This window comes from uncultured Dechloromonas sp. (genome assembly GCF_945957265.1).
GTDB lineage: Bacteria > Pseudomonadota > Gammaproteobacteria > Burkholderiales > Rhodocyclaceae > Azonexus.
This window is the reverse complement of sequence record NZ_CAMFKO010000031.1, coordinates 1-14,418: the sequence shown is the minus strand read 5'-3', so window position 1 is coordinate 14,418 and position 14,418 is coordinate 1. Positions and strand designations below refer to the sequence as shown.

General features: G+C 65.1%; 14 protein-coding genes and 1 tRNA gene. 13 read left to right on the top strand and 2 right to left on the bottom strand.

Translation table 11 applies throughout. The features are described from left to right. The first annotated feature begins 67 nt into the window (after nucleotides 1-67). The 13 genes from groES to ppk2 all read left to right on the top strand — a co-directional run bounded on the left by groES (nucleotide 68) and on the right by ppk2 (nucleotide 12,165). Complete coding sequence (gene groES, locus Q0P59_RS14970; protein WP_295007678.1) at nucleotides 68-358, top strand: co-chaperone GroES; 291 nt, start codon at nucleotides 68-70, stop codon at nucleotides 356-358. A gap of 46 nt (nucleotides 359-404) precedes the next feature. Further along, the gene (gene groL / locus Q0P59_RS14965) at nucleotides 405-2,057 is read left to right on the top strand and encodes a chaperonin GroEL (RefSeq protein WP_295007677.1); all 1,653 of its coding nucleotides are present in this window, start codon (nucleotides 405-407) and stop codon (nucleotides 2,055-2,057) included. A 214-nt stretch (nucleotides 2,058-2,271) separates the two neighbouring features. After that, entirely contained in the window at nucleotides 2,272-2,577 is a 306-nt protein-coding gene (locus tag Q0P59_RS14960) for a DUF485 domain-containing protein (protein WP_295007675.1), read from the top strand. 1 nt (nucleotide 2,578) lies between these two features. Beyond that, complete coding sequence (locus Q0P59_RS14955) at nucleotides 2,579-4,255, top strand: cation acetate symporter (RefSeq protein WP_295007673.1); 1,677 nt, start codon at nucleotides 2,579-2,581, stop codon at nucleotides 4,253-4,255. 323 nt (nucleotides 4,256-4,578) lie between these two features. Then, nucleotides 4,579-5,250 carry a response regulator transcription factor gene (locus Q0P59_RS14950; protein ID WP_295007671.1) on the top strand — a complete coding sequence of 224 codons (672 nt, stop codon included), beginning with the start codon at nucleotides 4,579-4,581 and terminating at the stop codon, nucleotides 5,248-5,250. Further along, a complete protein-coding gene (locus Q0P59_RS14945; protein WP_295007669.1) occupies nucleotides 5,210-6,733 on the top strand; it encodes a sensor histidine kinase N-terminal domain-containing protein in 1,524 nt (507 codons plus the stop codon). The genes Q0P59_RS14950 and Q0P59_RS14945 overlap by 41 nt, the downstream gene beginning before the upstream one ends. 81 nt (nucleotides 6,734-6,814) lie before the next feature. Further along, nucleotides 6,815-6,890 (top strand) — tRNA-Phe (locus Q0P59_RS14940). Between the two features lie 130 nt (nucleotides 6,891-7,020). Next, nucleotides 7,021-7,632: a paraquat-inducible protein A gene (locus tag Q0P59_RS14935; protein WP_295007667.1), complete on the top strand. Its 612-nt coding sequence runs from the start codon at nucleotides 7,021-7,023 to the stop codon at nucleotides 7,630-7,632. Further along, nucleotides 7,629-8,285, top strand: coding sequence for a paraquat-inducible protein A (locus Q0P59_RS14930; RefSeq protein WP_295007664.1), 657 nt, complete (start codon nucleotides 7,629-7,631; stop codon nucleotides 8,283-8,285). Before Q0P59_RS14935 ends, Q0P59_RS14930 begins: the two co-directional genes overlap by 4 nt. Next, the gene (locus Q0P59_RS14925) at nucleotides 8,257-9,777 is read left to right on the top strand and encodes an MlaD family protein (RefSeq protein ID WP_295007662.1); all 1,521 of its coding nucleotides are present in this window, start codon (nucleotides 8,257-8,259) and stop codon (nucleotides 9,775-9,777) included. The genes Q0P59_RS14930 and Q0P59_RS14925 overlap by 29 nt, the downstream gene beginning before the upstream one ends. Before the next feature lie 2 nt (nucleotides 9,778-9,779). Continuing rightward, nucleotides 9,780-10,370 (top strand): PqiC family protein, encoded by a 591-nt coding sequence (locus tag Q0P59_RS14920; protein ID WP_295007660.1) that lies wholly within the window; start codon nucleotides 9,780-9,782, stop codon nucleotides 10,368-10,370. An 82-nt stretch (nucleotides 10,371-10,452) separates the two neighbouring features. Then, nucleotides 10,453-10,908, top strand: coding sequence for a histidine phosphatase family protein (locus tag Q0P59_RS14915; RefSeq protein WP_295007658.1), 456 nt, complete (start codon nucleotides 10,453-10,455; stop codon nucleotides 10,906-10,908). A 138-nt stretch (nucleotides 10,909-11,046) separates the two neighbouring features. Next, nucleotides 11,047-12,165 (top strand): polyphosphate kinase 2, encoded by a 1,119-nt coding sequence (gene ppk2 / locus Q0P59_RS14910; RefSeq protein WP_295007656.1) that lies wholly within the window; start codon nucleotides 11,047-11,049, stop codon nucleotides 12,163-12,165. An 81-nt stretch (nucleotides 12,166-12,246) separates the two neighbouring features. Here ppk2 and Q0P59_RS14905 read toward each other — a convergent pair whose 3' ends face one another. Both Q0P59_RS14905 and lpdA read right to left on the bottom strand, forming a co-directional pair. After that, a complete protein-coding gene (locus Q0P59_RS14905; RefSeq protein WP_295007654.1) occupies nucleotides 12,247-12,738 on the bottom strand; it encodes a thioesterase family protein in 492 nt (163 codons plus the stop codon). A 168-nt stretch (nucleotides 12,739-12,906) separates the two neighbouring features. Then, nucleotides 12,907-14,418, bottom strand: a 1,512-nt coding sequence (gene lpdA / locus Q0P59_RS14900; protein ID WP_295007652.1) for a dihydrolipoyl dehydrogenase, incomplete at its 5' end; no start/stop codon positions are given.

The following is a 14,418-nucleotide window of genomic DNA, read 5'->3' as shown; positions in this document are numbered from 1 at the left end:
CGGGTCCGTGCATGGCGCGGCCGGCCAATTTCAGTTTTGTTGCAACTCATTTTCAGGAGTCTGTTTTATGAATATCCGTCCTTTGCACGACCGTGTGATCGTCAAGCGCGTCGAAGCCGAACGCACCACCGCTTCCGGCATCGTCCTTCCGGATTCCGCCGGCGAGAAGCCGGATCAGGGTGAAATCCTGGCGGTCGGCCCGGGCAAGCGCGACGACAACGGCAAGCAGATCGCCCTCGACGTCAAGGTCGGCGACCGCGTTCTGTTCGGCAAGTACGCCGGCCAGGCCGTCAAGGTCGATGGCCAGGAAGTCCTGGTCATGCGCGAAGAAGACATCATGGGCGTCATCCAGGCCTAAGCGCCTCGGTTGATTCTCCAAACAGATCAAAATTCAGGAGTTATAAATGGCAGCTAAAGAAGTCAAATTCGGCGATTCCGCCCGCGCCCGCATGGTCGAAGGCATCAACATCCTGGCCGATGCCGTCAAGGTCACCCTTGGTCCCAAGGGCCGCAACGTTGTGCTCGAGCGCTCCTTCGGCGGCCCGACCGTCACCAAGGACGGCGTTTCCGTCGCCAAGGAAATCGAACTGAAGGACAAGTTCGCCAACATGGGCGCCCAGATGGTCAAGGAAGTCGCTTCCAAGACCTCCGACATCGCCGGTGACGGCACCACCACCGCCACCGTGCTGGCCCAGGCCATCGTCCGCGAAGGCATGAAGTACGTTGCCGCCGGCATGAACCCGATGGATCTCAAGCGCGGCATCGACAAGGCCGTCGCCGCCACCATCGCCGAACTGAAGACCATTTCCAAGCCGTGCACCACGACCAAGGAAATCGCCCAGGTTGGTTCCATCTCCGCCAACTCCGACGCCGACATCGGCGACATCATCGCCAACGCGATGGAAAAGGTCGGCAAGGAAGGCGTCATCACCGTCGAAGACGGCAAGTCCCTGAACAACGAACTCGACGTCGTCGAAGGCATGCAGTTTGACCGCGGCTACCTGTCCCCGTACTTCATCAACAACCCGGACAAGCAGATCGCCCTGCTCGACAACCCGTTCGTCCTGCTCTTCGACAAGAAGATCTCCAACATCCGCGACCTGCTGCCGGTGCTGGAACAAGTCGCCAAGGCCGGCCGTCCGCTGCTGATCATCGCTGAAGACGTCGATGGCGAAGCCCTGGCTACCCTGGTCGTCAACAACATCCGCGGCATCCTGAAGACCGTTGCCGTCAAGGCCCCGGGCTTCGGCGACCGTCGCAAGGCCATGCTCGAAGACATCGCCATCCTGACCGGCGGCACCGTGATCTCCGAAGAGACCGGCCTGTCCCTGGAAAAGGCGACCCTGAAGGATCTGGGCCAAGCCAAGCGCGTCGAGATCGGCAAGGAAAACACCACCCTGATCGACGGTGCCGGCGAAGCCGTTTCCATCGAAGCTCGCGTCAAGCAGATCCGCATCCAGATCGAGGAAGCCACCTCCGACTACGACCGCGAAAAGCTGCAGGAGCGTGTTGCCAAGCTGGCTGGCGGCGTTGCCGTCATCAAGGTCGGCGCTGCCACCGAAGTCGAAATGAAGGAAAAGAAGGCCCGCGTCGAAGACGCGCTGCACGCCACCCGTGCCGCCGTTGAAGAAGGCATCGTCGCCGGCGGCGGCGTCGCCCTGCTGCGCGCCCGTGCCAACATCGCCAAGCTGAAGGGCGACAACCACGACCAGGACGCCGGCATCAAGCTGATCCTCAAGGCCATCGAAGCCCCGCTGCGCGAAATCGTCGGCAACGCCGGCGACGAGCCGTCCGTGGTGGTCGACAAGGTCGTTCGCGGCAAGGGCAACTACGGCTACAACGCCGCTACCGGCGAGTACGGCGACATGGTCGAAATGGGCGTGCTGGACCCGACCAAGGTCACCCGCACCGCGCTGCAGAACGCCGCTTCCGTGGCCGGCCTGATGCTGACCACCGAGTGCATGGTTGCCGAACTGGCTGAAGACAAGCCGGCCGGCGGCATGCCCGACATGGGCGGCATGGGCGGCATGGGTGGTATGGGCGGAATGGGCATGTAAAGCCCCGCCGAGCCTTTTCGCTCACCCCGAAAGCCCCGCCTCGTGCGGGGCTTTTTCTTGTTATGCCAGTGAAATCCCGAGATGCCTCAAGGCTTTCCGGTCCAGGATTAACTTTCGGGAAACGCGTTACGCCCTGTAAGTTAGCTGTAAGACGCCACGCCTAAATTACGCTCCGCAGCAATGCCTCTATAAACAAAATCTGAGGAGCAAATCAATGCAAGACGTACTTGATCGGATTACCAAGAATCCGAAGTTCCACGAGTTCATTGCCATGCGCAATCGATACTCGATCATCATGGCCATCGTCAGTGCGGCCGCCTACTATGGCTTCATCCTGCTGGTCGCTTTCGACAAGGAGCTGCTGAGCCAGAAGATCGGCGCCGGCGTGACCACCCTCGGCGTTCCGCTGGGCGTCGGCGTCATCGTTTTCACCATCATCCTGACCTGGATCTACGTCCGCCGCGCCAACACCGAGTTCGACGCGACCAACGAAGCCATCATCAAGGAGGCGCAGAAGTAACATGTCCATCAAGCACATCCTCTCCGCTGTAGCCGCCTTGGCTCTCGTCGGTGGCGCCTACGCCGCCGGTGCCGACCTCGGCCAGGCTCAGAAGCAGGCGACCAACTGGACGGCCATTGCCATGTTCGGCCTGTTCGTCGGTTTCACGCTGTACATCACCAAGCTGGCAGCTGCCCGCACCAAGTCGGCTGCCGACTTCTACACCGGCGGCGGCGGCATCACCGGCTTCCAGAACGGTCTGGCCATCGCCGGCGACTACATGTCCGCCGCGTCCTTCCTCGGTATTTCCGGCCTGGTGTTCGCCAACGGCTTCGACGGCCTGATCTTCTCGATCGGCTGGCTGGTCGGCTGGCCGGTCATCACCTTCCTGATGGCCGAGCGCCTGCGCAACCTGGGCAAGTTCACGTTCGCCGACGTGGCTTCCTACCGTTTCGCCCAGACCCCGGTTCGCGTCTTCGCGGCTTCCGCTTCCCTGGTCATCGTCGCTTTCTACATGATTGCGCAGATGGTCGGTGCCGGTCAGCTGATCAAGATCCTCTTCGGTCTCGAGTACCTCTACGCCGAAATCCTCGTCGGCTGCATCATGCTGGCCTACGTGCTGTTCGGCGGCATGACCGCGACGACCTGGGTGCAGATCATCAAGGCCGTCATGCTGCTCGCCGGCGCCACCTTCATGGCTGTCTCCGTGCTGCTGCAGTTCGGCTTCTCGCCGGAAGCGCTGTTCGCCAAGGCCACCGAAGTGCACGCCAAGAAGGAAGCCATCATGGCGCCGGGCGCCCTGATCAAGGATCCGATCTCCGCCATCTCCGTCGGTATGGCGCTGATGTTCGGTACCGCCGGCCTGCCGCACATCCTGATGCGCTTCTTTACCGTTCCGAACGCCAAGGAAGCCCGCAAGTCGGTTGCCTGGGCGACCACCTGGATCGGCTACTTCTACATCCTGACCTTCATCATCGGCTTCGGCGCCATCACCAACCTGATCCAGAACCCGGGCGACTTCTACGTCGGCGGCGAACTGGCCAAGGGCCTGAAGGGCGGCGGCAACATGGCTGCCGTGCATCTGTCCAAGGCAGTTGGCGGTGACCTGTTCCTCGGCTTCATCTCCGCCGTGGCCTTCGCCACCATCCTGGCCGTGGTTGCCGGTCTGACCCTGTCCGGCGCTTCCGCCGTGTCGCACGACCTGTACGCTTCCGTGTTCAACAAGGGCTGCTCGTCCGAACAGGAACTGCGCGTCTCCAAGATGGCTACCCTGGCTCTGGGCGCTCTCGCCATCGTTCTCGGCATCATGTTCGAGAAGGAAAACGTTGCCTACATGGTCATGCTGGCCTTCACCATCGCCTGTTCCTCCAATTTCCCGGTCCTCTTCATGTCCGTGCTGTGGAAGAACTGCACCACCCGTGGTGCCGTGGTCGGTGGCTTCGTCGGCCTGATCCTGGCCGCCGTGCTGACCATCGGCTCCGCCTCGGTCTGGGAAGCCGTGCTGAAGTACCCGAAGGGTTCCGCCTGGTTCCCGTACAACTCCGCTGCCATCTTCTCGATGACCGCTGCCTTCTTCACGATCTGGCTGGTGTCCATCCTGGACAACTCCGAACAGGCCAAGAAGGAACGTGCCCTGTATCCGTCGCAGCAGCTGCGTTCGGAAACCGGTCTGGGTGCTGCCGCTGCTTCGGCTCACTAAGCGGGACTGCAACAAACCAAAAAGCCCGGGGTTTCCCGGGCTTTTTTTCGTCCACATTTTGCGCGGCGCGACGATGCCGATGGGCAAGTTTCCAAATTGCGGACGTGCCGGTGCGCTGCCGAAATCGAAGGGCAGTTTCTTTGCTAGACTGTCGGTGTTTGCAGGGGAAAAAAACGGTAGGGGGTTGCCCAGTGCAGGATCGGGCGACCCCCTGAGCAGCGGTGAGACCGCATACTCCGAAGACCATAAAAGGAGAACAGCCCGATCAGGATAGGCGGGCTGCCTTACAGAAATCTTACGCCGGCAAGGGCGAATATCGAAAAATGCGCATTCTTATCGCTGAAGACGACACGATCATCGCCGATGGTCTTTCCCGCTCGTTGCGCCAGGGCGGCTATGCCGTCGATTGGGCGGCCAACGGGGTCGATGCCGATACCGCCCTGGTGACGGTCTCCTATGACCTGCTGATTCTCGATCTGGGCCTGCCCAAGCTCTCCGGGCTGGAGGTGCTCAAGCGCCTGCGTTCGCGCAACTCCCAGGTGCCGGTATTGATCCTGACGGCGCTCGACGGGACCGGCGACCGCGTCAAGGGGCTCGACCTGGGGGCCGATGACTACATGGTCAAGCCATTCGAACTGGCCGAGCTGGAAGCGCGGGTCAGGGCGCTGACCCGCCGTTCGGCCGGCACCTCGCCAACCATCCAGTGCGGCGCGCTGACCTACGATCAGGTCGGCCGGGTGGCGCAGATTCAGGGCCAGGCGCTCGATCTGTCGGCGCGCGAGGTCGGCCTGCTGGAAGTCCTGCTCAGCCGGATGGGCCGCCTGGTCAGCAAGGACCAGCTGGTCGACCATCTTTGCGGCTGGGGCGAGGAAGTCAGCCACAACGCGATCGAGGTCTACGTGCATCGTTTGCGCAAGAAGATCGAACCCGGTGGCGTGAAGATCGCAACCGTCCGTGGCCTGGGCTACTGCCTTGAGCGACCGCAAGGCGAGTAGCCCTTCGTCATCCACGTCGGAAACCGAGCGCTCGCTGTTTGGCGAGATTCTCGACTGGATGCTCGCCCCCCTGCTGTTTGTCTGGCCGTTGAGCATCGCGTTTACGCATTATTTCGCCAACAACGTCGCCAACTATCCGTACGACCAGGCCCTGCGCGAGCATGTGTCGGCGATTGCGCGCCAGGTCAAGCTGGTCGGCGGCAAGGCGCAATTGTCCTTGCCGGCCTCGGCGCGTGCGCTGTTGCGCGCCGACGAGACGGATAGCGTCTACTTCCGGGTCAGCACCATGGATGGCAAGCTGCTCGCCGGCGACAAGGACCTGCCGGCCATCGTCCCCGTGCCCTCCGGCGAGGCCGGCCACGGCGAGATTTTTCTGCGCGATGCGGATTACAAGGGGCAGGATTTGCGCCTGGCCTATACCTATCTGAGCGAGCCGGGCATGCCGGGTTCGCAGTGGGTCGTCGTCGAGGTCGGCGAGACCACCGAAAAACGCAGCCAGCTGGCCAACAAGATCGTCGCCAGCGTCATCCTGCCGCAATTCATCATCATTCCGCTGGCCGTGATGCTGGTCTGGTTCGGCCTCTCCCGCGGCCTGCGGCCGCTGACCCGCCTGCGCAAGACGATCGACGCCCGCGAGCCGGACGACCTGTCGCCGATCGCCACGCGCCGGGTGCCGGAAGAGCTGGAGCCGCTGGTCGAGGCGTTCAACGAAATGCTCGCCCGCATGCAGCGCAACGTCGAAGCCCAGCAGCGCTTCGTCGCCGATGCCGCGCACCAGATGCGCACGCCGCTCACCGGCCTGAAGACGCAGGCCCAGTTCGCCATCCGCGAGACCGATCCCGAGGCGCTGCGTCACGCCCTGCGCCAGATCGCCACCGGCGTCGATCGTGCCGGCCGGCTGGTCAACCAGCTGCTGACGCTGGCCAGAACCGAAGGCGGGGAACTGGCGCAACGCAAGCACGAAGTGCTCGACCTTTCCGCCCTGATCCGCGACGTGGTTGCCGACTGGGTGATGATCGCCATCGAGAAGAACATCGACCTGGGCTACGAGTCGCCCGGGCCGGCGATGATCATGGGCAACCCGTTCATGCTGCGCGAGCTGGCCAAGAACCTGATCGACAACGCGCTGCGCTACACCCACGCCGGCGGCCACGTCACCTGCCGCATCGTCGCCAATCCGACCATGGTGCTGCTCGAGGTCGAGGACGACGGGATCGGCATCAGCGAAGAGCAGGCGGAAATGGTCTTCGAGCGCTTCTATCGGGTCGACGACGCCGGAACGGAAGGGAGCGGCCTGGGCCTGGCCATCGTCCAGGAAATCGCCATGCAGCACGACGCCAAGGCCAGCCTGCGCCCCAACCCCACCGGCAAGGGCGCCATCGCCCGCGTTCCGTTCGCCGTCTGGCACCCGCCGGCCGCGCCGCCGCCGCTGCCGGACGACTTTTCCGAACTCTACCGCCAGTCGCCGCCCATCGGCACCTGAGCATTGCCGCCGGGCCTGTGCCGAAAAATGCGCAGAAGTGTTGCGGAAGCAGCATCTCCTCGCTATAATGCGCCCTCTCTTGGCCTGGTAGCTCAGTTGGTAGAGCAGCGGATTGAAAATCCGCGTGTCGGTGGTTCGATTCCGCCCCAGGCCACCAAGATTCAAGCAAAAAGCCCGGTTCTCGAGACCGGGCTTTTTGCTTTCCGCCTCCGCCGGGGGCGGCGCGTCCGCTCCATGCCTGTCTGCTGTTACACTGAGCCATGACGGTAAGGTATGGAGTCTGTCGGATGCACCCTGGCGTCATCTCCTGTCATGAGTGCGATTTGCTGCTGCGCGAGGCCGATTCTTCCGCCCGCGCCACCAGCGTTGCCTGTCCGCGTTGCGGTGCCGAGCTGTACCGGGTCGGGCGCAATGCGCTGGAGCGCAGCCTGGCGCTGACCTGTGCGGCGCTGGTGCTGTTGGTGGTGGCCAATCTTTTTCCCATCGTCGGCTTGAACCTCCAGGGGCATCAGGTCGAAACCACGGTCTTCGGCGCCGTCCGCCAGCTCTGGCTGGACGACATGCCGGTCGTCGCCGCGCTGTTGCTGGCGACGACGGTGCTGATGCCGCTGCTCGAGTTGTGCGCCCTCGGCTGGCTGCTCCTTCCGTTGTGGCGGGGGCGTCGTCCGCGCTGGTTCGCGCCGGTATTCCGGGCGTTTCAGCTGGCGCATCCATGGGCGATGGTGGAGGTATTCATCCTCGGCGTCCTGGTCTCGCTGGTCAAGCTGGCGCACCTGGCCGACGTGCTGCCCGGGCCGGCGATCGGGTGTTTCGGGGCCTTGATGCTGGTCCTCGCCATCCTCGCCTCGACCCTCGATCAGCGGGCCTTGTGGCAAGCCTGGGAGCTTGCCGAGGCATGAACGGGGTGATGGCAGCCGAGCGGGGAATAGCGCAATGCGGGGTCTGCGAGCACCTGGCCGAGGTGGCCGGAGATGCCCGTTGTCCGCGTTGCGGCGCGCGCTTGCACCTGCGCAAGCCGTACAGCATCGGTCGCGCCTGGGCCCTGCTGATCGCCGCCTATGCGCTGTACCTGCCCGCCAACCTGCTGCCGATCATGGAGACGCGCTCGCTGTTCGGCGTCCAGCGCGACACGATCATGAGCGGCGTGGTCTACCTGTGGCAATCCGGTTCCTGGGGGCTGGCGCTGATCGTTTTCGTTGCCAGCGTGGTGGTGCCACTGCTGAAGCTGCTCAGCCTGTCGGTGATCGTCCTGGCCGTCCAGCGCCGGCGGGTCGGTTCGCCGCTCCAGTACGCCCGGCTGTATCGTCTGCTGGAAGCGCTCGGCCGCTGGTCGATGCTCGATGTCTATGTCGTCGCCATCCTGGTGGCGCTGGTCCAGGCCCAGTCGCTGGCGACCATCGCGCCGGGGCCCGGGGTGGTGCCTTTCGGCGCGGTGGTCGTGCTCAGCATGATGGCGACGATGACTTTCGATCCCCGCCTGATCTGGGATGCCCGGATGGCCGGGCACAATGAGGAAACCGACCGTGACGCCAAACGAAATGCCCTTGCCTGACGACCTCCCTTCCGGCCAGGTCTCGCCGCCTCGCCAGCGGCTGGGCATGATCTGGATCGTTCCCCTGCTCGCCATCCTGGTCGGCATTGGGCTGGCGGTGCAGGCCATCCGCGCCCGCGGTCCGGAAATCGTGTTGCAGTTCGCGGCGGCGGAAGGGCTGGAAGCGAACAAGACGCGCGTCAAGTTCAAGGAGGTCGAGATCGGCGTGGTCAAGGGCATTTCCCTGAGCGCGGACCGCAACGCGGTGCGCGTCAGGGTGCAGATGGACAAGCAGGCAGAAGGCCTGCTCGTCGACGACACACGGTTCTGGGTGGTGCGCCCACGCGTCGCGGCGGGCGGCGTATCCGGGCTGGCGACGTTGCTCTCCGGCGCTTACATCGCGCTCGACCCCGGCAAATCCACGCAGGCGCGCGAGGAGTTCGTCGGCCTGGAGGTGCCGCCCCTGGTCACCAGTAACACGCCGGGGCGCCAGTTCCGCCTGAGCGCCAGCGACCTGGGTTCGCTCGATATCGGCACGCCGGTCTATTTCCGCCGCATCCAGGTCGGTCGCGTCGTCGGCTATGCGATGCAGAAGGAGGGGGCGGGCGTCGACGTGCAGATTTTCGTCGATGCTCCCTACGACGTTTTCGTGACCCGGGCCGCGCGCTTCTGGCACGCCAGCGGCATCGACCTGTCGCTCGGGGTCGATGGCGTGAAGTTCGACATGCAGTCCTTGCTCAGCGTGGCCCTCGGCGGTATCGCCTTTGCCTCGCCCGTCGGCAACGACGAGGAGCCGGCGCCGCGCGCCGAAGCGGGCGCCAGCTTCGTGCTGCATCCGGACCAGGCGACGGCCAGCCGCTTGCCGGAAACGCGGGTGCATAAGTACGTCCTCACCTTCCGCGAATCGGTGCGCGGCCTCGCCGTCGGCGCGCCGGTGGATTTCCGGGGCTTCGTCGCCGGCGAGGTGTCGCGCATCGACCTGAACTTCGACCGGCAGAAGACCGATTTCGCCATGCAGGTGGAAATCAGCCTCTACCCGGAGCGCCTGGCCCGGCATGCCCGGAGCTTCGCGGAAGGGGAGGTCTCGGACCAGGCCCTGCGCGAGACCATGGACCGGATGGTGGCCAAGGGCTTCCGCGCCCAGCTGCGTACCGGCAACCTGCTGACGGGGCAGTGCTACATCGCGCTCGATTTCTTCGCCAAGGCCCGCCCCGGCAAGATCGACTGGCGGAAACGGCGCCCGGACCTGCCCGTCCAGCCCGGCACGCTGGATTCGCTGCAGGACCAGCTGCTGGCCTTCGTCGAGTCGACGCGGCATACCTTGAACCACGTCGATCAACTGGTCGTCCGTCTCGACCAGCAGGTCGCTCCCGAACTCGTCGCCACCTTGCGCGATGCCCGCCGGACGCTGGACGGCGCCGAACGGATGCTGGCCTCCGCCGACGTCCGCAATCTGGCCGACCTGCTCGAACGCCAGCCTGAATCCCTGCTCACCGGAAAGAAAGGGGAATGACCATGAGGCACGGAAAATGGGTGCTTGCCCTGGGGGCGCTGGCGCTGCTCGGGGGCTGCGCCGGCACGCCGGCGCCGTCGTACTTCACGCTGGATACGGGGATGCCAGCCCGGCCGGCGGCGGGCCTGACGCCGAGCCTGGCGATTACCCGGATCGCCTTGCCGGAGTTGATCGATCGGCCGCAGCTCGTGGTCCGCAGCGCCGACAACGAAGTCCGCATCCACGAGTCCCTGCGCTGGGCGGAGCCCTTGCGGCGCCAGATTCCCCTGTTGCTGGCGGATGAGCTCGGGCGTCAGCTCGGCTCGGGCCGGGTGGTCGCGGCGCCGCTCGACGGGGCGGGCGGCGATGCCGATTTCCGCCTGCGCCTCGATGTCCAGCGCCTGGTGGCGCGGAGCGGAGGCGGCGCGGAAGTCGATATGCTGTGGCATCTCGAATCGCGTCAGGGCAAGACCGCCAGCGGCCGCAGCATGGTCTCCGAGGCTGCCGACGGGAGCGATCCGGCCGCCCTGGTCGCCGCCCAGCGCCGGGCGCTGATCCGGGTCGCCGCCGAGATCGCCGGGAGCGTGCGCGCGCTGCAGGCGGGCAAGCCGTGATGCCCGTAGCGTGCCGCCGGCCGGTGCAATGGGGCGGTAACATAGCAGGGTCATAATGGGCGCTTTCGAAAGGGATGCGAACATGGATCTGTTGCTGTGGCGCCATGCCGAGGCGGAAGAGGGGGAGGACGATCTGAAGCGCCGCCTGACCGACCGCGGCGAGAAGCAGGCGCGGGCGATGGGCGAGTGGATACGCGGGCATCAACCGAAGGATCTGCGGATCATCGTCAGCCCGGCCGTGCGCACCCAGCAGACGGCGGAAGCCCTGAAGCTGCCGTTCGAGACGATACGCAAGATCGGCCCCGAAGCCTGCGTGTCGGAATTGATCGCCGCCTCCGGCTGGCCGCATGCCAAGGGCAGCGTGCTGATCGTCGGCCACCAGCCTTCGCTGGGGAGGATGGCGTCGCTGCTGCTGGCCGGTCAGGAAGCGGAATGGAGCATCAAGAAGGGGGCGCTCTGGTGGCTGAGCAACCGCGTGCGCCGCAACGAGACGCAGACTGTCCTGCGCGCCATGATTCCGGCGGAATTGCTGGATTAGGCCGTATTCACAGCCAGTGGCGGGCTGCGCCCATTCCGTCCTGGCAAACGCAGCCCCCCGCTGGCCGCGAATACACCCTAGACAAGCCCCCCGCTTAGGCGTGAAATAGCTCTTTTCGCGTACGACGATGGAGAGAGCATGGTTACCAGAAAAAAAGCCAATTCCCCGCAGCCTCAGCCCGTCAAGCCGGCTGCTTCGACGACCCCGAGGAGCCGCCGGCGCAGCGTGGCCGCCGGCGATGTGCCGCCGGTGCTGACGCCGCCGGCGATCGAGGGATACAGCGTGCATGCCTCGGTCGATGCCGCCCAGGGGTCGAAGCTGGGTGCCCTGCACGACGTCGTTGCCGGCATGCCGATCGAGGAGTCGGTGGCGCTGCTGAAGGGGGTGCTCAAGCAGCAGCGGATGGCGGCCGGCCTGGCGGCGCCGAATCCCGACGACGAGCTGATGTCCGACTGGCGCGAGGGCGGCTACCCCTACAAGAACCTGATGCAGCGCCGCAACTACGAGCAGCAGAAGTATCGTCTGCAGGTCGAGTTGCTGAAGCTGCAGGCCTGGGTCAAGGAAACCGGGGCCAAGGTCGTCATCCTGTTCGAAGGGCGGGATGCGGCGGGCAAGGGAGGAACCATCAAGCGCTTCATGGAGCACCTCAACCCGCGGGGCGCGCGCGTCGTCGCGCTGGAAAAGCCGAGCGAAATCGAACGCGGGCAGTGGTATTTCCAGCGTTACGTGCAGCATCTGCCGACCAATGGCGAGATCGTGCTGTTCGACCGGTCCTGGTACAACCGCTCCGGCGTCGAGCGGGTGATGGGTTTCTGCACCGACCACGAGTACGCCGAGTTCGTCCGCCAGGCGCCGGAGTTCGAGCGCATGCTGGTGCGCAACGGCACGCATGTCATCAAGTTCTGGTTCTCGGTCAGCCGCGAGGAACAGCGCCGCCGTTTCCGCGAGCGCAAGGTGCACCCGCTCAAGCAGTGGAAGCTGTCGCCGATCGACATGGCTTCGCTCGACAAGTGGGACGACTACACTAAGGCCAAGGAAGCGATGTTCTTCCACACGGACACCGCCGACGCGCCATGGACGGTGATCAAGTCGAACTGCAAGAAGCGGGCGCGCCTCAATGCCATGCGCTACATCCTGCACAAGCTGCCGTATGCCAACAAGGACACCCAGCGCATCGGCAATCTCGACCCGCTCATCGTCGGCCGTGCCAACGTGGTCTACGAGCGCGGCGAGCACCAGGGGCTGCCTATCCTCTGAGCGCTTCGGCCGGCCCCGATTCAGGAAACGCGCCGCGGTCCGGGCGCGTTTTTCACGTCAGCCCCGGCCTGGCCGTCGCGCTCAGCTGACGACGTAGGCGGCGCTGCCGGTGGCGATCAACAGCCCGCTCTCGTTCTCCAGCGACATCTGGACCGAGGCGATGCGGCCGCCGAGTCGGGTAACCCGGCCGGTGGCCGTGAAAGTCTTGCCGATGCCCTGGTGCAGGAAATCGGTGCGCAGGTCGATGGTGCCGATGCGGCCGAAACGGTGGCCGACCTGTTCGGCGTTCTCGTTGCAGAATTTTTCGGCGATGCCGACGGTGACCGCAAAGCCGCCCACCGTGTCGAGCGCGGCGGCGATCACCCCGCCATGCAGGCGGCCGTGCAGGTAATGGCCGATCAGCTCCGGACGCATGGCGAAGCTGAGGCGCGCGGCCTCGGGGGAAAACGAGTCGACCTTCAGCCCGAGCACCTCGTTGAAGCGCAGCTTGTGTTCGAACACGTCGCGCAGCATGGCTTCGAGGCGGATTTGCTCCTCGTGGGAGCGGCGTGCGTATTCCGGGGTATGGGGCATGGATTTCTGCTCGTGTGGGGGCGAATCGGACAATGTGCCGATTCTAGGCCATACGGACCGGTATGGGAATTGCGCGGGGTTTTCCTGCGGTCGGGACAAAAAAATGGGCGACGGGGTTAACCGTCGCCCAAAACCGAACGCTAATTGCTTAGCGTAACGCAGAGGACTTTACTTCTTGCGCGGCGGCGGAACGTCCGTGCAAGTGCCGTGGGCGACTTCGGCGGTCATGCCGACGGTTTCGCCCAGGGTCGGGTGGGGGTGGATGGTCTTGCCGATATCGACCGAGTCGCAGCCCATCTCGATGGCCAGGCAGACTTCGCCGATCATGTCGCCGGCCGACGGGCCGACGATGGCGCCGCCGATGACGCGGTGCGTTTCGGCATCGAAGATCAGCTTGGTGAAGCCGTAGTCGGCGCCGTTGGCGATGGCGCGGCCGGAGGCGGCCCACGGGAACTTGGCGGTCTCGACCTTGCGGCCTTCCTTCTTGGCCTGTTCCTCGGTGTAGCCGACCCATGCCACTTCCGGATGGGTGTAGGCGACGCCCGGGATCACCTGCGCATCGAAGGCGGCCTTGTGGCCGGCGGCGACTTCGGCGGCGACGTGGGCTTCATGCACGGCCTTGTGGGCGAGCATCGGGTTGCCGACGAGGTCGCCGATGGCGAAGATGTGCGGCACGTTGGTGCGCATCTGGGCATCGACATTGATGAAACCGCGGTCGGTTACCGCGATGCCTGCCTTGTCGGCGCCGATCTTCTTGCCGTTCGGCGCGCGGCCGGCGGCTTGCAGGATCATGTCGTACTTGACCGGTTCCGGCGACACGCCTTCGCCCTCGAAGGTGACGTACAGGCCGTCTTCCTTGGCGTCGACGGCGACCGTCTTGGTCTTCAGCATGATCTTGTCGAAACGGCTGGCGTTCTGCTTTTCCCAGACCTTGACGGCGTCGCGGTCGGGGCCTTGCATCAGGCCGTCCATCATTTCCACGACATCGACGCGGGCGCCGAGGGTGGAATAGACGGTGGCCATTTCCAGGCCGATGATGCCGCCGCCGATGACCAGCATCTTCTCCGGCACGAAGCGCAGTTCGAGCGCGCCGGTCGAATCGACGATGCGCGGGTCGCGCGGGATGAAGGGCAGATGCACGGCGGCCGAGCCGGCGGCGATGATGCACTTCTGGAACTTGATGACCTTCTTGCTGCCGGTCTTGTCCTGGCCCGAACCTTCGGTGACTTCGACCTCGATGTGGTGCGGATCGAGGAAGGTGCCGTAGCCGCGCACGATGTCGACCTTGCGGCCCTTGGCCATGCCGGCCAGGCCGCCGGTCAGCTTGCCGACGACCTTGTCCTTGTGGGCGCGCAGCTTGTCGATATCGACTTGCGGTGCGGCGAAGGTGACGCCGAGGTCGGCTGCGTGCTGGGCTTCTTCCATGACTGCGGCAACGTGCAGCAGCGCCTTGGACGGGATGCAGCCGACGTTCAGGCAGACGCCGCCGAGGGTGGCATAACGCTCGACGATGATGGTCTTCATGCCGAGGTCGGCCGAGCGGAAGGCGGCCGAGTAGCCGCCGGGGCCGGCGCCGAGGACGAGCATTTCGCACTCGAGATCGGCCGTGCCGCCGTGGCTGGCGGCCGTCGGCGCGGCAACCGGGGCAGCGGCAGGCGCTGCGGCCGGAGCCGGTGCTGT

Excerpts from the sequence above, each read along its gene's own strand:
- ppk2 (WP_295007656.1), top strand. The coding sequence starts at position 11,047 with ATGGTTACCAGAAAAAAAGCCAATTCCCCGCAGCCTCAGCCCGTCAAG.
- Q0P59_RS14905 (WP_295007654.1), bottom strand. The coding sequence starts at position 12,738 with ATGCCCCATACCCCGGAATACGCACGCCGCTCCCACGAGGAGCAAATC.
- Q0P59_RS14935 (WP_295007667.1), top strand. The coding sequence starts at position 7,021 with ATGCACCCTGGCGTCATCTCCTGTCATGAGTGCGATTTGCTGCTGCGC.
- Q0P59_RS14930 (WP_295007664.1), top strand. The coding sequence starts at position 7,629 with ATGAACGGGGTGATGGCAGCCGAGCGGGGAATAGCGCAATGCGGGGTC.
- Q0P59_RS14915 (WP_295007658.1), top strand. The coding sequence starts at position 10,453 with ATGGATCTGTTGCTGTGGCGCCATGCCGAGGCGGAAGAGGGGGAGGAC.
- Q0P59_RS14955 (WP_295007673.1), top strand. The coding sequence starts at position 2,579 with ATGTCCATCAAGCACATCCTCTCCGCTGTAGCCGCCTTGGCTCTCGTC.
- Q0P59_RS14920 (WP_295007660.1), top strand. The coding sequence starts at position 9,780 with ATGAGGCACGGAAAATGGGTGCTTGCCCTGGGGGCGCTGGCGCTGCTC.
- Q0P59_RS14950 (WP_295007671.1), top strand. The coding sequence starts at position 4,579 with ATGCGCATTCTTATCGCTGAAGACGACACGATCATCGCCGATGGTCTT.
- groES (WP_295007678.1), top strand. The coding sequence starts at position 68 with ATGAATATCCGTCCTTTGCACGACCGTGTGATCGTCAAGCGCGTCGAA.
- groL (WP_295007677.1), top strand. The coding sequence starts at position 405 with ATGGCAGCTAAAGAAGTCAAATTCGGCGATTCCGCCCGCGCCCGCATG.
- Q0P59_RS14960 (WP_295007675.1), top strand. The coding sequence starts at position 2,272 with ATGCAAGACGTACTTGATCGGATTACCAAGAATCCGAAGTTCCACGAG.